The following is a 19,973-nucleotide window of genomic DNA, read 5'->3' on the forward strand; positions in this document are numbered from 1 at the left end:
GGCCGCTACGACGTGCCGGCCTTGACCTGTTGCGCCCGGTATTCCGGCACGGTGACGCCGCCGACGCCCCAGTTTTCCATCTCAACTTCGTCAATCACGACGAAGGTTGACGCGTGCGGCTTGCCCAACACCTCAAACAGCAGATCGCTGACGCCTTTGATCAGCGCGCGCTTCTGTTCGGGTGTCGTCGCCGTCGCGCCGGGCGCGGTGCCTTCGCGAGTGACCTTGATATTTACGTAGGGCATGTTTGTTCTCCTTTGAACCGAGCGTTGCCACGGGCTGAACGGTGGAGCGTCAGGCGCCCGCCACCTGTCCACCATCAACATGCAGGATTTCACCGGTCACAAAACCGGCGTCCTCCAGATACAGTACCGCCTGCGCGACGTCGGCGATGTCCCCCAGACGCTTCATGGGATGTAATGCCGCCAAAGCCTGATGCGTTTCGGGCGCATGCATGGGTGTCCTGATAATGCCTGGCGACACCGCGTTGACACGAATATTCCGGGTGGCGTATTCAATGGCCAGGCTGCGCGTGGCGGCGGCCAAGCCGCCCTTGGTCAAGGACGCCAGCACCGACGGCACGTTGGAATTCGCATGGTCCACCAGCGTCGTGGTGATCTGCACGATATGGCCGCCGCCCTGCTTCAACATGGCGTCCACGACATGCTGGGTCGTGTAGAAGAAGCCCGCCAGGTTCGTGGCAAGCATGTCCCGGTATTGCAGTTCGGTATAGGCGGTGAAGGCGTTGGCGATGAAAATGCCGGCGTTGTTCACCAGCGTGTCCACCCGACCGAAGCGGGCCAACGCCAGCTCCACAACTGCCTTGCCCGTGGCCGGGTCGCCGATGTCTCCGGCAAGGGTCAGGTAATTGGGATCTTCAGACGGCTTGATCGACCGCGACGTCCCTACAACCCGGTAACCCCGATCCAAAAATGCCTGGGCAATACCCTCGCCCAGCCCTTGCGATGCGCCCGTAACGATGGCGACTTTCCGTTCATTGCTCATGATGTTTCCTTCACAGATGTGGTTGGTGTGAGAGGAACATTAGGCGTATTGGCGCTGATCGAAAATCCGCTATTCTTGCGCAATGGCTGAGAAAAAACGCACAGAGCCCGACTGGCAGGACATCCGCGTATTCCTCGCGCTAGGTCGTTACGGCAGTCTCTCGGCCGCCGCGCGGGCACTATCGACCAACCATTCGACGATATCGCGGCGTCTTCGGTCGCTAGAAGCCACCCTGGGCGAAAAGCTGGTCGAACGCCGGCCCGAAGGCTACGTCTTGACCCCCGCCGGCAGTCACGCGCTGGCGGCGGCCAGCGATATGGAAACCGCTGTCCACACCCTGGGAAGAGCCAGCGCGGACAGCGCGCTGCGTGGCCTGGTCCGGGTCAACGCGCCGCCCGCGCTATCGCAGGGGTTTCTTGTCAGCCGGCTGGCCCGGCTTCCGCTGCGGCATCCCGGCATCGATATCGATCTGGCGACCGATTTACGCTCGGTGAGCCTTGAGCGGCATGTCACCGATATCGCGGTACGGTTGGGCCGCCCCCAGGACGGTGACTTCATTGCAAAGCCGCTGGGGCACATCGCGTATGGCTTCTATGGAGATCCGGCGCTTTGCGAACGGATCGCAAGCGGCGCCGAACCGGTGTTTGTCGGCTTCGACGAGGCCAATGCCTATCTGCCCGAAGCCGCCTGGCTGGCACGGCGTTATCCCCGGGCACGCGTGGCGTTTCGGGCCAACAACCAGGTGGCGCAGGCCGTGGCCGCGCAGTCGGGCGTGGGCGTCGCCCTGCTACCGCACTACCTTGGGCGCACGACACCGGGGCTACAACCCTGCATGCTGGACGACGCACCGCCACCGCGCGACATCGTGCTGCTGACGCGCAGGCAAGATCGTAAAGATCCGCCCATCCGAACGGTTGTTGACTACCTGGTCGACGTCTTCGGCAACGAGCGCGCCTTGTTCAACGCCTGACCCCGCAACTAACGCGGCGCTAAAAATTCGCCCCCGGGCACAAGGTGGGCTCAGGCCGGGCATCAACCTGGCACAAACGCCGCTTCGGTAGCCGCGCGGTCGCGACGCATCAAGACGGTTGATAGCGCGCGGCCGCGCTAGCCATCTTGATGTCACCCAACAAGACCTGCCGCGCTCCGTCCAATGCATCCCAGCGCGACACCTCATGCAACGGCGGAATCGTCACCGTTTCACGCCGGTCAAAGCCCACCAACGCCGCATCCACCAGTTCGCCCACGTCCATCACTTCCGGCAACATGTTGATATCAATGCCCGCGCGTTGCCAGATCTCGGTGCGCGTGGCGGCCGGCAGCACGGCTTGCACGTAAACGCCCGCGGGCGATAGTTCTTCGTGCAAGGCCTGCGACAGGAACAACATATAGGCCTTGGTTGCGCCGTAGACCGCCATGCCGAACTGCGGCATGAAGCCAACCACCGACCCCACATTGACGATAGCGCCCGCGCCCGCTTGCACCAGGCGCGGCACTACCGCGCTGGCCAGCCGCGTTGGCGCGGTGGTATTCAGTGCGACCAGTTGTTCAACCATGCTGGGCGTCTGCGCAACAAAATTGCCCGCCTGCGCGGCGCCCGCGTTGTTGATCAGAATCTGGATGCGGGCGTCTTCCCGCAGCCTCGCCTCGACGTGTTCGATGTCATCGTCGCGCGTCAGGTCCGCGGCCAGCACGTCGACGCCAACGCCATGCTCTTGCCGCAACCGAACGGCAAGGGCCTCAAGCCGGGCAAGGTCGCGCGCCACCAGCACCAGGTCATGGCCACGCCGCGCAAAACGTTCGGCATAGGTTGCGCCAATGCCGGAGGACGCGCCGGTAATCAACACTGTGGAGGGATTCATCTTGCAGCTCTCTTTGTAAATGGAAATGGACCCCGCCGCGATGCGCAGCGGGTCAAGGGGAGTCAGCGCGGCTCAGCGCGGTTCAGCGAGGGTCAGCGGGGGGTCAGCGCGGCTCAGCGCACGTCAGCCAAGGCCGGATAGTCGATGTAGCCTTCCGCGCCGCCGCCATAAAGCGTGGCCGGGTCCAACTGCGCCAGCGGCGCGTCCGTCTTCAGGCGCTGGACCAGGTCCGGGTTGGCGATGAACGGACGCCCGAACGCGAACAGGTCCGCATGGCCCTGGGCAAGCTGGGTGGCGGCCAGGTCCAGGCCGTAGCCGTTATTCGCGACATAGGTGTTCGTAAAGCGCCGACGCAGCGAACCATAATCAAACGGCGCCACGTCGCGCGGGCCGCCCGTGGCGCCTTCCACCACATGCAGATAGACCACGCCCAGCGCATCGAGCTGGTCGGCAATGTAGTCATACTGCGCTTGCGGGTCGCTGCACGAGATGCCATTGGCGGGCGATACCGGCGAAATCCGCACGCCTGTGCGGTCAGCGCCTACCTCAGCGGCCACCGCCTGGACGACTTCAAGCAACAGCCGAGCACGGTTCTGCACCGAGCCGCCATAGGCATCGTCGCGGTGGTTGGCCCCGTCCTTGGCGAACTGCTCAAGCAGATAGCCGTTGGCGCCGTGGACTTCCACGCCATCGAAGCCCGCCGCGATGGCGTTGGCCGCCGCCTGGCGAAAATCGTTGACGATGCCGGGCAGCTCGTCCAACGCCAAGGCTCGCGGCGCCGACACCGGTACAAAGCCATTGTTCACAAACGTCTTGGTCTCGGCGCGGATGGCGGAGGGCGCCACAGGCGCCGCTCCGTTCTCTTGCAGGTCCACGTGCGACACACGGCCCACATGCCACAACTGCAGGAATATCTTCCCGCCCTTGGCGTGGACGGCCTGCGTCACCTGGCGCCAGCCCTCAATCTGCGCGGGCGTGTAGATCCCCGGCGTGTCCTGGTAGCCCTGCCCCTGCCGCGAGATTTGCGTTGCCTCGGCAATCAACAAACCCGCCGATGCTCGCTGGCTGTAGTAGGTGGCGGCAAACTGGCTGGGTACGAAGTCCGCCTCGGCGCGGTTACGCGTCAGCGGCGCCATCACGATGCGGTTGGAAAGCGTCAGGGATCCCAGTTGGTAGGGCTGGAACAAAGCGTTGTCGGTCATGGTCAGGTCCGTCGAAGAGGGTTGAGCGCCGCGGCCGAAAGTGCGTGCTTGGGCCTGTTGCGCTGGCGCTGGATGCGCTAACGGCGTTAATGATGATGATCAACATCTAAATCGTCAAGCACTTTGATGATGATCGACATCAATGTATATTCACGTCCTGGGCACTGCATTGATCAACGAGGCACGCGATGGGGCCACGAAATGAGGGGCAGCAAATGAAAGTCACCAAGGCGCAGGCGCAGGCCAACCGGGCGCATATCGTCGAAACCGCATCGGCCCTCTTCCGAGAGCACGGCTACGACGGCGTGGGCGTGGCCGAATTGATGGCAGCGGCCGGGTTCACCCACGGCGGCTTCTACAAGCACTTCCGGTCCAAAGCCGACCTGATGGCGGAAACCGCCGCGTCGGGGCTGTCGCAATCCCTGGCCATGACGGGCGACATGGACCTGGCCAAGTTCATCAGCGTGTATGTGTCGCGCGCCCACCGCGACGGGCGCAGCGCCGGCTGCACCATGGCTGCCCTGTGCGGCGACGCCGCGCGCCAATCAGACGACGTCAAAGCCACCTTTGCGGCGGGCATCGAAGACATGCTGGCCGTGCTGGGCCGGGACGACGCCGCGCCCCAGGACGCGGACCCGAAGCGCGCGCGCGCCAAACGCATCGACTTGCTTGCCCATGTGATCGGCGCCGTTGCCTTGTCGCGCGCCTGCCCTGATGATTCCCCGCTGGCCGACGAAATCCTGGAGGCCTGCCGCAATGAACTGCTTGCGTCCTTGACGCCAACAGCCGCCGCTTAACGTTTCCGTTGCCCTGTGTTCAGCGCCCTAAACCTTGTTGCCCTGACCGCATTGCCTATCTGATGGAGCCAATCCCCATGCCCCTGCACTACCTGGAAGACCTGAGCCCCGGACAACGCTTCATCGGCACCGCCCGCGTACGCGTTACCCGCGAACGCATCAAGGCCTTTGCCACTGAATTCGACCCGCAGCCGTTTCATCTGGACGAAGACGCCGCCAGCAGCACCCTTTTCAAGGGCCTGGCCGCCAGCGGCTGGCACACCGCCGCGCTGACGATGCAGTTGCTGGTCGCCAGTGAATTCAAACCTGCCGGCGGCATCATCGGCGCCGGCGTGGATGAAATTCGCTGGCCGCAACCGGTGCGCCCGGACGACGAATTACGGATTGAAAGCGAAGTGCTGGAAGTGCGGCCGTCCAAGACGCGGCCCCAGCAAGGCATGGTGAAAGCGCGCACGACCACGCTGAATCAGAACGATGAAGTCGTGCAGATCTTCGTCAGCAATCTGGTGGTGCAGCGTCGCGGAGCGTAAGCGCCAGCGCAAAGTACGCCGCCGCGCCAGCGTTGTTGGCACGGGTCAGCACGGCACGCAGCGTCACATTCAGCCAGCTTCCATCCTTGCGGCGCAGCTTTGCACCAAACGCCGCGGTGGGCCTGCCATGCAACATTTTCTTCAACCGCGCGCCCCCGTCGGCAAGCACGCTGGCCAGTCCATCGCCCAGTAGTTCTTCTTTTCGGTAGCCCAGCATGCGCGCCAGCGCCGCGTTGGCGGATTCGCAGCGCAGGTCAGCGTCCAACAGCGCCATGCCTTGCGACGTCAGCTCAAACACCGCCTTGAAACGCGCCTGCTGGTCCCGCAGCGATTGCTCGGCCAGCTTGCGCGCGGTGTTATCCATGCTGATGCCCACGACCTTCACGACGCGCCCGTCCAAGTCACGCACGGGCGTGGCGCGCGATGAAATCCAGCGCAGGCCGCCGTCGGGCTGGAACAGCCGAAAGTCGAACTCATGCGCGTTTCCCGTCCGTAGCGATTCTTCGTAGACGGCGTTCATCATGGGCACGTCATCGGCGTGCACGTGCTTCCAGAAGCTCTCGTTACTGACAATGCGCCAGCCATAAACGGCTTGGACATTGGACGAGTAGCTGACGTCGTCCGTGACCAGGTTCCATTCCCACGTAACGATGCGCGCACCCTCTTGCGCCAGCTTCATGCGCGCCTCGCTTTCCATGATCTCGGCCATGTAGCGGCGCCGTGTATCGGTCATGGGCATGACCACCGCGCCCGAGGCGCCCGCGGCCTCCAGACCCTGCTCGCCGTAGCGCAACCAGATCCAGTTGACGCCCAGGAACGCCGCCAGCTTGCGCAGCTTTTCATAGTCGATTTCGCCGCCCTTCGTCCATTTATGAACGGCGGGGCGCGACACGTTCAGCGCGGTGGCCACGGCCTGCAATGACAACTGCTTGTGCTCAAGCAGCTCTTTCAGGCGGAACGCAAAGCTGTCTTCCATCATGACCCTGTCCTCCTGCGCGCGCAGGGGTAAAAACTGCGCGCCGTTACAAACGCGCCGCATTCAGATTGATGCTTGTACATAGGCTGGGCTGTACCTAAAGTCGCGTTAGTCAATTGTTAGCTAATGGTTAATGTAAACCGTTGGTTAACTCCCAACAAGACACCGTGCGCAACGACGCATCGGAGGAGACAACGTGAAAACATCCGCGCCACGCCGCGACCAGTTCCTGACCCTATGCACGCTTACCGCCGTGCTGCTTACCGTCATCGCCATGGTTCTCTGGCCCACTGAAGCGGCCGCTACGGCCACCGTACTGTTCGACTGGACCACGCGCTCGTTCGGATCAGTGATCCAGGTGTTCGTCTTTGGCTGTGTCATCGCCTGCATCGGGCTGGCATTCAGCAAGTACGGCAACGTACGGCTTGGCGAAGACAAGCCGGAATACTCAACGCTGTCTTGGGTCTTCATGTTCATCTGCGCCGGCATGGGGTCGTCAACCCTGTATTGGGGCGTGATGGAATGGGCCTACTACTACCAATCGCCGGGGCTTAACGTCGCCGCCGGCTCGCGCGAGGCACTGGAATACAGCATCAGCTATTCCTTCTTCCATTGGGGCCTTAGCGCCTGGGCGGTGTATGCCCTGCCCTCGCTGGCCATGGCTTATCACTTTCATGTGCGCAAGAACACGGGCTTGAACCTGGCGTCCATCATCCAGGCCATTACGGGGTTTCGGGCCACGGGTCCGGTCGGCCGCGCGGTGGACCTGATCTTCCTGCTGACGATGTTCGGCGCGCTGACGGTGTCCATCGCGCTGACCGCATCGACCTTCACGCGCGGCCTGTCCAGCCTGCTTGGCACGCCCGACACCTTCAGCATGCAGGTCATCGTGATCGTCGGCGTGTCGGCCCTGTTCTCGGCCAGCGCCTACATCGGCATCGCCAGCGGCATGAAACGGCTTAGCCATATGGTCTGCTGGGGCGCGCTGCTGCTGGCCGCCGCTGTGTTGCTGGTGGGGCCAACCCAGTTTTCCGGCAACAACATTGTCAACAGCCTGGGCTTGATGCTGCAGAACTACATCCGCATGAGCCTCTTCACCGACCCCGCTGGCGACGGCGCCTTCAACTGTGGCTGGACGGTGTTCTATTGGCTGTGGTGGGTGTCGTATTCGCCGGGCGTGGCGATGTTCGTGGCGCGCGTATCCAAGGGCCGCAAGATCAAGGAAGTGATCTACGCACTGTTGTTGGGCGGCAGCGCCGGCTGCTGGTTTTTCTTCGGCGCGCTGGAAAGCTATTCCATGCACCAGTTCCTGTCGGGCGCTATCGACGTGCCTCGCATCCTGAAGGAACACGGCGGCGAAACGGCAGTGGAAATGCTGCTGAGCGCGCTGCCCGTCGGCTGGCTGTTCCTGGCGCTGTACCTGGCCATCATGATCGTCTTCCTGGCGGCCCACGTAGATGCCGTGGCCTACGCCGTGGCCGCCACCACCACCCGCAACCTGTCCGAAGGCGAAGACCCCAGCCCCACCAGCCGCGTCTTCTGGTGCATTGCGCTGACGCTGGTGCCGCTTGCCATGCTGTTCACCAAGGCTTCGCTGGAAACCATGAAAACCGCCGTGGTGCTGACGGCCATCCCCTTCCTGTTCATCCTCGCCATCAAGCTGTTCGGCCTGTTCCGCTGGCTGATACAGGACTACGGCGATACCCCCGCGCACCAGATCGAATCGCCCACCCAAGCTGTTTTTATTCCCAGGAGATCATCATGAACCTCATCGCCAAGCTTCCCGCCAACTTCTGCGCCGACGAAGAAAACGCCTGGACCCTGCCTGCCTCGTACTACACGAAGGACGCTGTCTTCGACTACGAAAAAGAAAAAGTATTCGCCAACGCCTGGATCTGCGTGGCGCACCGCAGCGAATTGGCCGCACCCAACGACTACGTCACGCGCGAGATCATCGGCGAAAGCATCATCGTGTTGCGCGACCGCGAAGGCGTCCTGCGGGCGTTCTACAACGTCTGCCCGCACCGGGGCCACCAACTGATGCAAGGCAGCGGCCGCGCCAGAAACGTCATCACCTGTCCGTACCACGCCTGGACCTTCAAGCTGGATGGCGAGCTGGCCCTGGCCCGCAACTGCGACAACGTACCCAACTTCAGCCCCGACAAGGCCAGCCTGGTCCCCGTTCGGGTTGAGGAAGCCGCCGGCTTCATCTTCATCAACATGAACGCAAACGCCGGCACCGTTGAAGATCAACTCCCCGGCCTTGCAGCCCGCCTGCGCGCCGCCTGCCCGGTGGTGGATGACCTGCACCTGGCCGCGCGCTTCGTCACGCAAACGCCCGCCAACTGGAAGTCCATCGTCGACAACTACCTGGAGTGCTACCACTGCGGCCCCGTCCACCCAAGCTTCGCGGACTCCGTCCAGGTAGACAAATACCAGCACACGATGCACGGCAACTGGACGCTGCAATTCGGCCTGGCGAAGTCGTCGGAAAAATCCTTCAAGGTGGATCCCTCGGTAAAGGACCCCAGTTTTGCCGGCTTCTGGGCCTGGCCATGCACCATGTTCAACGTGCCGCCGGGTGCCGACTTCATGACCGTCATCTACGAATTTCCCGCCAGCGCGGGCGTCACGCTCCAGCACTACGAGATTTACTTTCTGAACAAGGATCTGACTGAAGAACAGCAGACGCTGGTTGAGTGGTACCGCGACGTGTTCCGTCCCGAAGACCTGCGCCTGGTGGAAAGCGTGCAAAAGGGCCTGAAGTCCAGGGGCTATCGTGGCCAGGGGCGCATCATGGTCGACCGCCAGCGCAGCGGCATCAGCGAACACGGCATCGTGCATTTTCATCGCAAGCTGGCAACGGAATACGCAGGTAAGGCGGCTTCTGAAATGCCTCGGTCGGCGCCGCAACAGGCCCCCGCCTCGGCATGAGCACACAACAGACCTTGCAAGTGCGGGTCGCGCACATTGAGCGCGTGACCCCGCTAATCAAGCGCTACACGCTGGAAGCCCTGGACGGCAGCGCGTTGCCGCCGTTCACGGGCGGCAGCCACATCATCGTGCAGATGCGCGACGGTAGTCGTCAGGTCAACAACGCCTATTCGCTGATGAGCCCGCCCAGCGCGTTGGGTAGCTACCAGATCGGTGTGCGGCGTGAAGCCGCATCCAAGGGCGGGTCGGCGTTTCTGCATGACAAGGTGGCCGTGGGCGACACGCTTGCCATCACCGCCCCAAGCAACCTGTTCGCGCTGGATGAGTCGGCTCGTCACCATGTGCTGATCGCGGGTGGCATCGGCATCACCCCATTCATGTCGCAGTTGCATGAGCTGCACCAACGAGGCGCTTCGTATGCATTGCACTACGCCTTTCGCGCTGACGAGCACGGCGCCTTTCGGGATGAGCTGACCCGGCTCTGCGGGCCGTGCGTCAGGTTCTATGCGGGCAACAAAGGCCAGAAGCTGGATCTGACCGGCCTGCTGGGCGGCATGGTCGCCGGCGCGCATGCCTATGTCTGCGGCCCCGCGAGGCTGATCGATGCCGTCCGCCTTGCCGCGCAAGCCAACGGCATTGCGTCCGCGCGTGTGCATGTCGAGCAATTCGCCGCACCGAAGCCAACAGGCAGCGCCTTCACCGTGGTGCTGGCCAAGTCCGGCAAGACCGTGGCAGTGGCCGCCGGCGAATCGATCCTGAACGCCATCGAACGCGACAGCACCGTGCCGGTGGAATGCCTGTGTCGCGCAGGCGTGTGCGGCACCTGCGAGACCCGCATTCTGGAAGGCGAAGCCGAACACGCTGATCAGTATCTCAGCCATGCCGAGAAGGCGGCGCAGCAGACGATGCTGATCTGCGTGTCCCGAGCCCGGGGCGGAAGGATTGTGCTTGATTTATAGGGCCGCGCCGCTAGCGGGCGTGACGGGTGCGGCTTGCCTTGGGCGGCTTGCTTGGTGCAGAACCTAGAACAACGCCCTTCCCAACGACGCCCCGCCATCCACATGCAAGGTCTGCCCGGTCATGAACGCCGCATCGTCCGATAGCAGGAACGAGATCACCGCGGCAATCTCATCCGGCTTGCCAAAGCGCCCCATCGGCACGCCAGACAGATAGCGACGTTCGCCGTCGCTGCCGGGTGGGTTATTGGCGCGGAACAGTTCGGTTTCCGTGGGACCGGGCGCCACCGCATTAACCGTGATGCCGGTGTCAGCCAGTTCCAAACCCCAACCGCGCGTGAAACTGACCAACGCTGCCTTGGCGGCCGCGTAGGCGGTGCGTTGGGGCATGCCCAGAATAGTCAGGCTGGAGATATTGACGATGCGCCCCCAACGACGCGCCGTCATTCCCGGCAAGGCCGCTTGCACCGCCGCCAAGGCGGGGTGCAGGTTCACCCGAAGCACTTCATCCAGCTCGGGCAGCGTCACGTCAGCCAGCAAGGCGGGCCGGACCAGCCCCACGTTGTTCACCACGCCATCCACCTCGAAACGCTGAATGATGTCATCCAGCGCGACGCGGGTGGCGTCGTCGTCGCTCAGATCCACGGCAACGAAGGTACCGGGGAAATCGCTTGGCGCGGTGCGGGCCAAGCCAATCACATGATGGCCGCCAGCGGCAAGCCGGACCGACAACGCAAGACCAATGCCCTTGCTGGCGCCGGTGACAAGAAAAGTGCGAGGCATGGAAGCTCCTTCGCGCTCGCCCTTCGGCAAGCGCTTATCCAGACGAATCAGGCGGCGCGGGCAACTGCCTGCGCAATGGCGGGCAACATGTCTGACGGCTCAGGGCGACGGGTGTAGTCGGGGTTTACCTCTGCGTAGACAATCGTGCCGTCTTGCGCGACCACGTAGCGAGCCGGCATCGGCAGCGTCCAACTGGCATCGCCATTGAAGGCGGGAAGTTCGTTCTTGAGCGACTTGTACAGGTCAACCAGATAGTCCTGTAGTTCAAAGCGCAGGCCGAACGCGGCCGCCACGTCGTTGTGCGAGTCCGACAAAATCGGGAACGTCAGCGCGTTCTGGCGCACTGCCTTGCGGCTGTTTGCTGCAAGCTGCGGCGAAATCGCCACCAGGCTTGCGCCCGCATCTTGGACAGCGGGCAGCGCAGCCTGCAACGCCTGCAAATCCATATTGCAGTAGGGGCACCAGACGCCGCGATAAAACGTCACGACCAAGGGGCCCTGCCGCAGCAGATCGGCGGACGACACGGGCTTGCCCTCGGCATCGTCCAGCGTGAAGGCAGGCATCGTATCGCCCGCCTTCAGGGCGCGTTGCGCCGCGCCGGAATTGATGAGTTCAGCGGTGGCGCGGTGCATGGTCTCCACCACCGAGCGCGGCACGTTATAGGGAGGCTGGCCGGCTTCAAAGGCGGCCTTGAAGGTATCGAGCTGTTCTTGGAGCGACATAAGAATTCCTTGGCAAATAAAAGCGTTTTGGGAACACACATAGTGAAAGCACATTCTGGCTGGCGTGCAGCAGGAATGGCAGATACCATTCAGCGATAACGCTTATTCCCAATAGGAATTTCATGGATCGCTTTCAGGCCATGACCACCTTCGTGCGGGTGGTCGAAGCCGGCTCCTTTTCTGGCGCGGCCCGGGTGCTGGGGGTGGGACAGCCGGCCATCTCCAAAAGCGTGGCCCAACTGGAGCGGCATCTGAACGTGACGCTGTTGCTGCGTTCTACGCATGGGCTGACGCCAACGGAAGCCGGCTTGCGCTTCTACGAACGCGCCCGCCTTGCCATTCAGGAAGCGGATGAGGCCGACCTGGCCGCTCGCGGCGTGGGTGCCAGCCTGTCCGGGCGGCTACGCATTTCGGCGGCGCCCACGTTCGCCAGCCTGCACGTCATTCCCCACTTGCCGCGCTTTCTGGACGCCAACCCCGGCCTGGACGTGGACGTGGTGCTGGACGACCGCATCATCGACTTGATTGCCGAGGGCATTGATATCTCGTTGAGAATGGGCGCACTGAACGACTCCAGCGCCGTGGCGCGAAAGTTGGCGACGTCCCCCCGCTCGGTACTGGCCACGAGGGAATACCTTTCCCGACACGGCACACCACAGCTACCTGCTGAGCTGTCCGACCACGAGACCGTGGTGTTCAGCCAGGCGGGCAATGCGTGGAACTTCCAGCGTGATGCCGCCGAAGTGTCGGTGCTGGTCAGGGGCCGGGCACGGTTCAGCGCGGCTGAAGGCATACGCGCGGCGGTGCTTGCCCATCTGGGCCTGACCATTGCGTCCGACTGGATGTTCGCGCCGGAACTGGCCGACGGCCGCGTCGTCCGCGTGCTGGAAAACTGGTCGCTTCCCGACATCGACCTGTGGGCCGTGTTCCCCACGGGACGCCTGGCCACCGCCAAGGCACGGCTGTTTGCTGAATTCGTAGAGATGGTGATGCGCGAAAATGGCCGATAGAAACCGCCTTCGATTGTCTACCTCACCCCTGTCGACACCATGCCCGATACCCTTCAAGACCTTAGCCAGCAACAACGTGAATTTGCCCAGGCCCGCAATTGGGGCCAGTTCCATTCGCCCAAGAACCTGGCGTCGGCGCTGATCGTGGAAGCGGCCGAATTGCTTGAACATTTCCAGTGGCTGACCGAAGAACAAAGCCGCGCGCTGCCCCCAGAGAAACTCGAAGCGGTGGGCAGCGAGATCGCGGATGTGCTGCTTTACCTGGTCCAGCTCGGCAACGTGCTTGGCATCGACCCCGTGAAAGCCGCGCAAGCAAAGATTCCCCTGAACGCGCAGAAGTACCCCGCCGACCGTGCTCGGGGTAGCAGCAAGAAATACGATGAGCTTTGAGTGGTGGCCAGGCCGGCATCGTTCATGCCATCCTGATCTGCGATATTTAACCGCGGGTCATTCGACGATGGGTGACGGGTCCCGATCCTCGAACGCGGACTGCACGGCCTCGATAACGCGCAAGGCGCGTATCTTGTCGTCGAGTATCGGATACTCCTTCACGAGTTTGCCCGAGATGCACCACCCGTATTCCTTGACCGACCGGATTATGCGCACAGCGTCCGCGTCCGGCATTTCCAGTACGTCCTTGATGCGCTGCTGTGCAAGCTCGAACCGCACCAGCACACGCGCCTCGTCCGCCATTTCGTGGTGGATGGTGTGAGCCACAAGCTGAGCGGTGTAGATCGCGTGCTCGGTAAGGTCCGGGTAGCGCCAAGCCGAGTTGGCGTCGTCATAAGCATCGAACACAAAGTTTGACCTGACGCCGTCTTCGTATTCGACCATCTTGCCGAAACGATAGCCAGAGTCGTACCGTCGCATGAATGGGCTCGAGAACACGTCCAGCACGCGGTCATAACCATGGCCGAACTCGCGCACGCTGGTGATGGTCGCCGAAACAGGCAGGATCACCCCCGCTGGAATGGCCTCATCGCGCAAGAGAGTGTCGTTGATCAGGAAGCGGTGAATACGGCCGTTTCCGTCGCTCATTGGGTGGAGGTAGACGAACCCGAATGCGATGGCCGCCGCGCGCGCCAGCGACTCGCGTCCGCGGGTCAACTGCTCGAAGGCTTGCAGCCCTGTCAGCATCTCATCCAGCACCGAGCAATGCGGGCCGATATAGTGGACGATGTCCTCGCGCATGGTGGCCTGGCCGACGAAGACCGGCGATTGGCGCACACCCAGCCGCAATGCCGCGGCGCCGAGAATGTCCTTTTGCAGCACGATCAAGCCGTCGATACCTAGCGGCTCGTCCAGCTTGCCGCAGTGTTCGCCCATGACGTGGGCAAACCGCTTGACCCGATCTGTCTGATCGGCCTCGTGTTCAATCTGGAAACTTGCCCGCGACTCCTTGAGCTTGAGCCAGACGACAGCGCGTCTCAGCACGTCTTCGCCAAACTGCCGATCCAATTCCGTGAGCGCCTCAAGCGGGTTGAACTGCAACGCTTGAGTCAGAACCTGGGAGCGACGAATGATGGGGCAAAAAGCTGGCGTACCCGGCAGGTTGTTGTTGATCCGCCAACGACGATCGCGAGCGGCTTTGGTGCGCGTGACGTAGGCATCATCGGAGATGGCATCAACGTAGGCTCCGCCGGCCAGATCCGGGACATCAAGTTGCTGACCGGTGAGCCATTCGTAGAAAAAGCCCGCCCTGCGCGCGTACTGTCCGAACGGCTCGGCTCGGCACCATTGCTCTAGCGGCTGGGGTCCGCTGGCCGTGAAGAGCCGGGCGAAGAATTCGAGATGGATCTCCTCGTATTTCAGCCCGAACTCAAAGTGTCCGGCAAAGGTGTCGGCAGGCCGGTAAACAGCGGGATATTGGTTTTCGATTCCCTGGGGCGACTCTCGCGTCGCACGGACAGTACCAACGAGCGAGGTCACACGCAGCGGCTGCGCCGACGTAATGCCAAACCTGGCCTCCAGGGCTTTCAAACCGATCCGCATGTGATGAAAATCCGTCACGGGCCACTAAAAACGTTTATTTTTAGTGGAAAACCCAAAAAAATGATAACGGAATACTGTCACACATCGCCGGAGAATGCACCAAGAACAGCGTGCATCGCTATCAAGACCCTACGCTTCCCTCCTGTCAGCGCATCCCTCCCGAGCCCAGAATCACCTCGCCCGTCACCCACCCCGCCTCGTCGGACGCCAGAAACGCGACGATCGACGCAATATCCTCAACTTTTCCGACGCGGCCCAGCGGTGTCTGGCCTACATTCCACGCCTCGAAGTCCGAACCCATCACCCCGGCGGTATGAGTACCTTCGGTTTCGACCAGGCCGGGGTTGACCGCGTTGACGCGGATGCCTCGGGGCCCGAGTTCACGCGCGAGCACGCCGGTGATGGCGTCAATGGCTCCCTTCGTCCCGGTGTAGATGGCGCTCTCGGCGGGCAACACACTCGTCACGTTGGAACTGATGTTGATGATGCTGCCGCCTTGGCCCAGATGCCGCGCGGCGGCTCCCGCTACCAGCAGCGTGCCCAGCACGTTGATGTCGAACTGCTGTCGGTAGAGCGCTTCGGTGGTGTCCTCGATTTTGGCGAACTGGTAGATGCCCGCGTTGTTCACCACGATGTCCAGCCGGCCGAAGTGTTCGATAGCCGATCCGACCAGCGCCTCGACGTCGGTCTGCTTGGTAACATCCGCGCCCACCGCCACGGCCGTTCCGCCAGCGGCTTCGATGTCGGCCACCACCTTGTCCGCGCCGCTCCGGCTTGCGGCGTAATTGACGATGACCTTCGCGCCATCAGCCGCGAGTTGACGCGCGATGCCCGCGCCAATGCCTTTCGAGGCGCCCGTCACCAGGGCGACTTTATCTTTCAACTTGCTCATGTCTTGCGATTCCAGAATCGGCTGGACCGGAATGGTCCAGCGCGGCTAAGCCGCCATGTTGATCGGAATGGATTTGTTTGCGAACTGCCATTTCTGTATATTTCCCGTTCAGTTTTGAACGGGAGTTCATGGCATGGAATGGAGCGACGTCCGGATCTTTCTGGCGGTGGCCCGCGGCCAATCCTTTGGCGAAGCCGCGCGGCGCCTGGGCGTGAGCCATCCCACGGTGGGCCGCCGGATCAAGGCGCTTGAAGTCGAAGCCGAGCAAGCACTCTTTCGCAGGACGAAAGACGGATTGGTGCTGACGGATGCGGGCGACGCCGTGATGGCGTTGGCGGAATCCATGGAGAATTCCGCGCTGTCGCTGGAAAGGCGGCTGGCGGGCAACCACCAGCGGCTTGAAGGAATCTTGCGAATATCGTCGGCCGAGTGGTTTGCGGGCTATGTGCTGGCGCCCGTCCTGGCCGAACTGACGCGCCGCCATCCGGCCGTGGTGCCCGAGGTGATTGCCAGCTACCGGCTGCTGGATCTGTCACGCCGTGAAGCCGACGTGGCCTTTCGCATCGTGCCCTTTACCGAACCAGACATTGTTCAACGCCGCCTGATGACGGTGCCCTATGGGCTATATGGTTCGGCGGACACCGCATCGGCCATGCAGCACGATCCGTCTTCAGTCGGCTTGATTCTTATGAATACGGCGCAATCCCACTTTCCGGATGTCGCCTGGCTACTGGACCGGTTCCCGCAGTCGCGCCGTGTTTTCACCAGCACAAGCCGGGCGGTTCAAGCGCAGATGTGCGCGCGTGGCATGGGTATCGCCGTACTGCCCAGACCGCTAGGCGATGCCGTGCCTGGGTTGCAGCGCATTGAAGCGCCGGACCAACCGCCAAGCAGGGATATATGGCTGGGCTACCACCAAGACCTGCGGCATATGGATCGCTTGCGGGCGATGTTGGATATCGCGGATGCGCTGCTGTCGGATGCGGCGACTGAAGCACAGCGCGCGCAACCTTAACAGAACGCTATCTTTTTCGGACCGGTGATTGACGCGGATCCGCATCCGCAAACGTCGCGGCGCGTTCCAAGCCCCCCCCTCCCTGCACCCGCCTATTGCGGCGGCAACAGCGCCGCGAACCGCTTGCGGTACTCCGCGGGTGTCACGCCCACGTGACGCGCAAACGCCCGGCGCAACACATCCGCATCGGCAAACCCGCAACGCGCCGCAACCTGCTTGGGTGCCGCTTGCCCTTGCTCCAGCAGGCGACGCGCCGCGTTCACTCGTGCCTCTTCAACCCAGCTTGCGGGCGTGATGCCGATCTCGCTACGGAAAAGCCGCGCAAAGTGCCGAGGACTGAGGTTCATGCGCTCGGCCAGGCTTGCCACGCTGTGGTTTAACTCGGGATTGGCGGCGACCCAGCGCTGAAGCTCCTGCAACGCCGCCCTGCCCGCGGGCGCGGCTTCGCTTTTACGGCTGAACTGTAGTTGTCCGCCGGGCCGCTTGAAGAACATGACGAGTTGGCTTGCGACTTTCAGGGCGATCTCACGCCCAAGGTCTTCTTCCACCAGGGAAATGGCCAGGTCCAGGCCGGCCGTCACGCCCGCGGCGGTACGCAGCGGTCCGTCACTGACGTGGATCGCGTCCTGGTCAACCGTCACGTCCGGGAATTGTTCGGCCAGGCGCTCGGCAACCGCCCAGTGGGTCGTAACGCGCTTGCCATCCAGCAACCCGGCTGCCGCCAGAAAGAACGCCCCGCTGCACACGGACCCGAAGCGCCTTGCCTTGGGCGCGCGGCGCCTGAGCCAGTCCACCACAACGCCGCGAGCCGGCACATCAGCCGCGTTCGGGCAGCCGGCAACGAGCAGAGTATCGACCGGTTCGTCCGCGTCGCGCCCGATGGTTCGATCGGCCATCAAGCGGACGCCGGATGAGCTTCGTACGGGACCGGATCCGCCCGCGACGACCAGCAGCCGGTATACCTCACGCCCGGCCTGCACATTCGCTTCCGCAAAGACGTCCAGCGGGCCGGATACATCAAGCAGTTGCACCCCTGGCAACGCCAGCACCATGATCGTTTTGACCTTATCGCGCGCCATGGCCGCCTTGATCTTTAAATGGCTGAAATCGACGTGTTCCGCCTATTGTTGCCATGCTAGCACGGCCCTATTCTTGATTGAACCCACTCAACCAAGGAAGAACCTGATGTCCATCATCCACGAAGCCGCCATTCCCGATTCGACATTGGCGCGCGCCATCACCGAATACATCCGCGATACCGAAACACCACTGCTCTTCAACCATTCAAGCCGCGTGTATCACTTTGGCGCGTTGGCCGGCGTGAAGCGCGGCCTGAAGTTCGACCGCGAGCTGCTCTACGCCGGCGCCATGTTCCATGACATCGGCCTGATGCCAAGCCACAACAGCAAGGACGAGCGCTTTGAGGTGGACGGCGCGCACGCCGCCCGCTCGTTTCTCGAAAGCCATGGCATCTCGGAAGCGGACGCGTACACGGTGTGGACCTCCATCGCGCTCCACACCACGCCCGGCGTGCCGCAGCACATGCACCCGGTCGTCGCGCTGGTGACCGCCGGCGTCGAAATGGACGTGCTTGGCCTCACCTACGCACAATATTCGGACGTCGAACGCGAGGCCGTCGTCCGCGCGTTTCCGCGCACGCCTCAGTTCAAGGAGGACATCATCCAGGCGTTCTACGACGGCATCAAACACAAGCCCGACACGACCTTTGGCAACGTCAAGGCCGACGTCATCGCCGACAAAGAGCCGCACTTCCATCGCGGCAACTTCTGCAGCGTGATCCGTTGCTCACACTGGCACGGTTGAGCGGCTTCACCTCAGCTTTCCGTCCCATCAACGGACCGGGCTGGCGTCATCAAGCAAAGCCAGCGCGGGCCGAACCAGACCACGCAGCAACTCCGGTTCCGGCCGTGAACGCGCCAGCACGCGCAGGCCCATCAGCAGGCCGAGCAACATGCGCGCAAGATCGTCAGCCGACTGCGTGGCGTTGATGGTGCCGGCCGCTTGACCCGCCTGCACGCAGCGCAGGAAGAAGGCCTCCATATCCCGCAGCACAAGCGCCAGCGCCTCCTGGAACTCGGCATCGTGCGGAGACAGCTCCAGCGCCGAATTCACGATCATGCACCCCTTGCGCTGTTCGTCCGCCAGCGATAGCTCGATGATCTCTTCAAAGAACGCGCCGATGGCCTCGCGAGGCGTCAATTGCGATTCAAAACGCCTGACCCGTTCGCAAAAGCCGCGCTCGACGTAATGCGCGAGCGCCCGCTGATACAAGCTGCGCTTGTCTCCAAACGTGTTGTACAGGCTGGGGCCCACGATCCCCATCGCAACGGTCAGGTCGCGAACCGACGTGGCTTCATAGCCGCGCGACCAGAAGCATTCGATGGCGGCGTCCAGCGCCGCCGCTTCGTCAAACTGCCTGGGGCGCGCCATGTGGGCTCCTAAGCGGCTGCGTGGCGCAGCGAACGGGGAAAGGCGACGCCATCATAGAGCGCTATGGTCCTTGACCGCTTCTTCCAGCGCGGGTTTCAGCGTCAGAAACCGCGCATCAATAGCCGCGGGATCCTGGCGGTTCAGCGCAATCATCTGCGCGCGCGTCTCGCCGCCGCGGATGACCTCGAACGCGTCCATCTCGATTCCTTCGACGATGGCCTCCGCCACCGCGGAAGCAGGCTCCCGCGAAAACCCCAGTTCCGGGCCGGCGCGGTTGGACTGCATCATGGGCGTATCGGTCCCGCCTGGATAGGCCGTCAACACATGGATGCCTTCGCCTTTCAGCTCGCGCCGAAGCGCCTGGCCAAAGTGCGCCAACCCCGCCTTCACCGCCGCGTAGGTCGTGTAGAACGGCGCCCCCACCAGCGCGATGCCAGAGGTCACGTTCACCACCATGGCCTCACCGCTGGCCCGCAAGGCCGGGATCGCGGCGCGGGTCAGCAAGATCGGCGCAAGCAAGTCCACGTTCACCATTTGCTCGATGTCGGCCTCTGCCGTATTTTCCAGACGACCGGCACGCACGCCGCCGGCGTTGTTGATCAGGATGTCGAGCCCGCCCAAGGCCGCCACGGCCTTGTCCAGCGTGGCGATGCGTCCTTCGGTCGTGCCGACGTCGGCGCAAACCCCCGTGGCTGAATCCAGACCGCGCAGCGCATCATCCAGCACGCTTTGCCGCCGCCCCGTGATGACCACCCTGGCGCCGCGCGCCGTCAGCGCATGAGCCAGGGCGAGGCCGATGCCGCTTGAGCCCCCTGTCACCAGAACCCGCTTGTTCTTCAGATCCAT

22 protein-coding genes are annotated in these 19,973 nt (G+C 62.9%); 10 read left to right on the forward strand and 12 right to left on the reverse strand.

From position 1 onward, the window contains the following. Positions 1–5: 5 nt before the first annotated feature. Positions 6–245: a tautomerase family protein gene (locus tag P8T11_RS07325; protein WP_268077568.1), complete on the reverse strand. Its 240-nt coding sequence runs from the start codon at positions 243–245 to the stop codon at positions 6–8. Positions 246–294: 49 nt separating this feature from the next. After that, positions 295–1,005, reverse strand: a complete 711-nt coding sequence (locus P8T11_RS07330) for an SDR family NAD(P)-dependent oxidoreductase (RefSeq protein ID WP_268077567.1) — start codon at positions 1,003–1,005, stop codon at positions 295–297. An 82-nt stretch (positions 1,006–1,087) separates the two neighbouring features. On the opposite strand from P8T11_RS07330, the gene P8T11_RS07335 reads away from it, so the two are divergent. Further along, positions 1,088–1,975, forward strand: coding sequence for a LysR family transcriptional regulator (locus P8T11_RS07335; protein WP_268077566.1), 888 nt, complete (start codon positions 1,088–1,090; stop codon positions 1,973–1,975). Between the two features lie 109 nt (positions 1,976–2,084). Here the strand turns inward: P8T11_RS07335 and P8T11_RS07340 are convergent, their stop codons facing one another. Together P8T11_RS07340 and P8T11_RS07345 are read right to left on the reverse strand one after the other, a co-directional pair. After that, entirely contained in the window at positions 2,085–2,867 is a 783-nt protein-coding gene (locus P8T11_RS07340; protein WP_268077565.1) for an SDR family NAD(P)-dependent oxidoreductase, read from the reverse strand. Positions 2,868–2,980: 113 nt separating this feature from the next. Next, a complete protein-coding gene (locus P8T11_RS07345; protein WP_268077564.1) occupies positions 2,981–4,069 on the reverse strand; it encodes an alkene reductase in 1,089 nt (362 codons plus the stop codon). A 215-nt stretch (positions 4,070–4,284) separates the two neighbouring features. Between P8T11_RS07345 and P8T11_RS07350 the strand changes: the two genes are divergently transcribed. Next, positions 4,285–4,866 carry a TetR/AcrR family transcriptional regulator gene (locus P8T11_RS07350; RefSeq protein ID WP_268077563.1) on the forward strand — a complete coding sequence of 194 codons (582 nt, stop codon included), beginning with the start codon at positions 4,285–4,287 and terminating at the stop codon, positions 4,864–4,866. 77 nt (positions 4,867–4,943) lie between these two features. Then, a complete protein-coding gene (locus tag P8T11_RS07355; protein ID WP_268077562.1) occupies positions 4,944–5,396 on the forward strand; it encodes a MaoC family dehydratase in 453 nt (150 codons plus the stop codon). Here the strand turns inward: P8T11_RS07355 and P8T11_RS07360 are convergent. Then, positions 5,362–6,375 carry a PAS domain-containing protein gene (locus P8T11_RS07360; RefSeq protein WP_268077561.1) on the reverse strand — a complete coding sequence of 338 codons (1,014 nt, stop codon included), beginning with the start codon at positions 6,373–6,375 and terminating at the stop codon, positions 5,362–5,364. The genes P8T11_RS07355 and P8T11_RS07360 overlap by 35 nt on opposite strands. 193 nt (positions 6,376–6,568) lie before the next feature. Between P8T11_RS07360 and P8T11_RS07365 the strand changes: the two genes are divergently transcribed. From P8T11_RS07365 to P8T11_RS07375, 3 genes are read left to right on the forward strand one after another with little or no spacing between them, the layout of a single operon-like run. After that, the gene (locus tag P8T11_RS07365) at positions 6,569–8,137 is read left to right on the forward strand and encodes a BCCT family transporter (protein ID WP_268077560.1); all 1,569 of its coding nucleotides are present in this window, start codon (positions 6,569–6,571) and stop codon (positions 8,135–8,137) included. Next, positions 8,134–9,306, forward strand: a complete 1,173-nt coding sequence (locus P8T11_RS07370) for an aromatic ring-hydroxylating oxygenase subunit alpha (RefSeq protein ID WP_268077559.1) — start codon at positions 8,134–8,136, stop codon at positions 9,304–9,306. The genes P8T11_RS07365 and P8T11_RS07370 overlap by 4 nt, the downstream gene beginning before the upstream one ends. Then, the gene (locus P8T11_RS07375; protein ID WP_268077558.1) at positions 9,303–10,265 is read left to right on the forward strand and encodes a PDR/VanB family oxidoreductase; all 963 of its coding nucleotides are present in this window, start codon (positions 9,303–9,305) and stop codon (positions 10,263–10,265) included. Before P8T11_RS07370 ends, P8T11_RS07375 begins: the two co-directional genes overlap by 4 nt. Before the next feature lie 63 nt (positions 10,266–10,328). Here P8T11_RS07375 and P8T11_RS07380 read toward each other — a convergent pair whose 3' ends face one another. Both P8T11_RS07380 and P8T11_RS07385 read right to left on the reverse strand, forming a co-directional pair. Continuing rightward, positions 10,329–11,045: an SDR family oxidoreductase gene (locus P8T11_RS07380; protein WP_268077557.1), complete on the reverse strand. Its 717-nt coding sequence runs from the start codon at positions 11,043–11,045 to the stop codon at positions 10,329–10,331. A 47-nt stretch (positions 11,046–11,092) separates the two neighbouring features. Then, positions 11,093–11,767: a peroxiredoxin-like family protein gene (locus P8T11_RS07385; RefSeq protein WP_268077556.1), complete on the reverse strand. Its 675-nt coding sequence runs from the start codon at positions 11,765–11,767 to the stop codon at positions 11,093–11,095. Between the two features lie 122 nt (positions 11,768–11,889). Here P8T11_RS07385 and P8T11_RS07390 point away from each other — a divergent pair, with 122 nt between their 5' ends. Both P8T11_RS07390 and P8T11_RS07395 read left to right on the forward strand, forming a co-directional pair. Continuing rightward, entirely contained in the window at positions 11,890–12,777 is an 888-nt protein-coding gene (locus P8T11_RS07390; RefSeq protein WP_268077555.1) for a LysR family transcriptional regulator, read from the forward strand. Positions 12,778–12,816: 39 nt separating this feature from the next. After that, entirely contained in the window at positions 12,817–13,167 is a 351-nt protein-coding gene (locus tag P8T11_RS07395; protein ID WP_268077554.1) for a nucleotide pyrophosphohydrolase, read from the forward strand. Positions 13,168–13,224: 57 nt separating this feature from the next. On the opposite strand, the gene P8T11_RS07400 is transcribed toward P8T11_RS07395, so the two are convergent. Both P8T11_RS07400 and P8T11_RS07405 read right to left on the reverse strand, forming a co-directional pair. Beyond that, positions 13,225–14,787, reverse strand: coding sequence for a Fic family protein (locus P8T11_RS07400; RefSeq protein WP_268077553.1), 1,563 nt, complete (start codon positions 14,785–14,787; stop codon positions 13,225–13,227). A 127-nt stretch (positions 14,788–14,914) separates the two neighbouring features. Further along, positions 14,915–15,661 carry a glucose 1-dehydrogenase gene (locus P8T11_RS07405; protein ID WP_268077552.1) on the reverse strand — a complete coding sequence of 249 codons (747 nt, stop codon included), beginning with the start codon at positions 15,659–15,661 and terminating at the stop codon, positions 14,915–14,917. A gap of 133 nt (positions 15,662–15,794) precedes the next feature. Between P8T11_RS07405 and P8T11_RS07410 the strand changes: the two genes are divergently transcribed. Beyond that, on the forward strand, positions 15,795–16,676 hold the full coding sequence (locus P8T11_RS07410) for a LysR family transcriptional regulator (RefSeq protein ID WP_268077551.1): 882 nt from the start codon (positions 15,795–15,797) through the stop codon (positions 16,674–16,676). Between the two features lie 92 nt (positions 16,677–16,768). Here P8T11_RS07410 and P8T11_RS07415 read toward each other — a convergent pair whose 3' ends face one another. Next, positions 16,769–17,755, reverse strand: a complete 987-nt coding sequence (locus tag P8T11_RS07415; protein WP_268077550.1) for a GlxA family transcriptional regulator — start codon at positions 17,753–17,755, stop codon at positions 16,769–16,771. Between the two features lie 106 nt (positions 17,756–17,861). Between P8T11_RS07415 and P8T11_RS07420 the strand changes: the two genes are divergently transcribed. Then, positions 17,862–18,500, forward strand: coding sequence for an HD domain-containing protein (locus tag P8T11_RS07420; protein ID WP_268077549.1), 639 nt, complete (start codon positions 17,862–17,864; stop codon positions 18,498–18,500). Between the two features lie 27 nt (positions 18,501–18,527). Here P8T11_RS07420 and P8T11_RS07425 read toward each other — a convergent pair whose 3' ends face one another. After that, entirely contained in the window at positions 18,528–19,127 is a 600-nt protein-coding gene (locus tag P8T11_RS07425) for a TetR/AcrR family transcriptional regulator (RefSeq protein WP_268077548.1), read from the reverse strand. Positions 19,128–19,178: 51 nt separating this feature from the next. Further along, complete coding sequence (locus P8T11_RS07430) at positions 19,179–19,973, reverse strand: SDR family NAD(P)-dependent oxidoreductase (RefSeq protein ID WP_268077547.1); 795 nt, start codon at positions 19,971–19,973, stop codon at positions 19,179–19,181.

The sequence above is a fragment of the Achromobacter spanius genome, from assembly GCF_029637605.1.
Classification (GTDB): domain Bacteria; phylum Pseudomonadota; class Gammaproteobacteria; order Burkholderiales; family Burkholderiaceae_B; genus Achromobacter; species Achromobacter spanius_E.

Bases quoted from the DNA above. Each gene is read 5' to 3' on its own strand.
- P8T11_RS07325 (WP_268077568.1), bottom strand. From the start codon at position 245: ATGCCCTACGTAAATATCAAGGTCACTCGCGAAGGCACCGCGCCCGGC.
- P8T11_RS07330 (WP_268077567.1), bottom strand. From the start codon at position 1,005: ATGAGCAATGAACGGAAAGTCGCCATCGTTACGGGCGCATCGCAAGGG.
- P8T11_RS07335 (WP_268077566.1), top strand. From the start codon at position 1,088: ATGGCTGAGAAAAAACGCACAGAGCCCGACTGGCAGGACATCCGCGTA.
- P8T11_RS07340 (WP_268077565.1), bottom strand. From the start codon at position 2,867: ATGAATCCCTCCACAGTGTTGATTACCGGCGCGTCCTCCGGCATTGGC.
- P8T11_RS07345 (WP_268077564.1), bottom strand. From the start codon at position 4,069: ATGACCGACAACGCTTTGTTCCAGCCCTACCAACTGGGATCCCTGACG.
- P8T11_RS07350 (WP_268077563.1), top strand. From the start codon at position 4,285: ATGAAAGTCACCAAGGCGCAGGCGCAGGCCAACCGGGCGCATATCGTC.
- P8T11_RS07355 (WP_268077562.1), top strand. From the start codon at position 4,944: ATGCCCCTGCACTACCTGGAAGACCTGAGCCCCGGACAACGCTTCATC.
- P8T11_RS07360 (WP_268077561.1), bottom strand. From the start codon at position 6,375: ATGATGGAAGACAGCTTTGCGTTCCGCCTGAAAGAGCTGCTTGAGCAC.
- P8T11_RS07370 (WP_268077559.1), top strand. From the start codon at position 8,134: ATGAACCTCATCGCCAAGCTTCCCGCCAACTTCTGCGCCGACGAAGAA.
- P8T11_RS07375 (WP_268077558.1), top strand. From the start codon at position 9,303: ATGAGCACACAACAGACCTTGCAAGTGCGGGTCGCGCACATTGAGCGC.
- P8T11_RS07380 (WP_268077557.1), bottom strand. From the start codon at position 11,045: ATGCCTCGCACTTTTCTTGTCACCGGCGCCAGCAAGGGCATTGGTCTT.
- P8T11_RS07385 (WP_268077556.1), bottom strand. From the start codon at position 11,767: ATGTCGCTCCAAGAACAGCTCGATACCTTCAAGGCCGCCTTTGAAGCC.
- P8T11_RS07390 (WP_268077555.1), top strand. From the start codon at position 11,890: ATGGATCGCTTTCAGGCCATGACCACCTTCGTGCGGGTGGTCGAAGCC.
- P8T11_RS07395 (WP_268077554.1), top strand. From the start codon at position 12,817: ATGCCCGATACCCTTCAAGACCTTAGCCAGCAACAACGTGAATTTGCC.
- P8T11_RS07405 (WP_268077552.1), bottom strand. From the start codon at position 15,661: ATGAGCAAGTTGAAAGATAAAGTCGCCCTGGTGACGGGCGCCTCGAAA.
- P8T11_RS07410 (WP_268077551.1), top strand. From the start codon at position 15,795: ATGGAATGGAGCGACGTCCGGATCTTTCTGGCGGTGGCCCGCGGCCAA.
- P8T11_RS07415 (WP_268077550.1), bottom strand. From the start codon at position 17,755: ATGGCGCGCGATAAGGTCAAAACGATCATGGTGCTGGCGTTGCCAGGG.
- P8T11_RS07420 (WP_268077549.1), top strand. From the start codon at position 17,862: ATGTCCATCATCCACGAAGCCGCCATTCCCGATTCGACATTGGCGCGC.
- P8T11_RS07425 (WP_268077548.1), bottom strand. From the start codon at position 19,127: ATGGCGCGCCCCAGGCAGTTTGACGAAGCGGCGGCGCTGGACGCCGCC.
- P8T11_RS07430 (WP_268077547.1), bottom strand. From the start codon at position 19,973: ATGGATCTGAAGAACAAGCGGGTTCTGGTGACAGGGGGCTCAAGCGGC.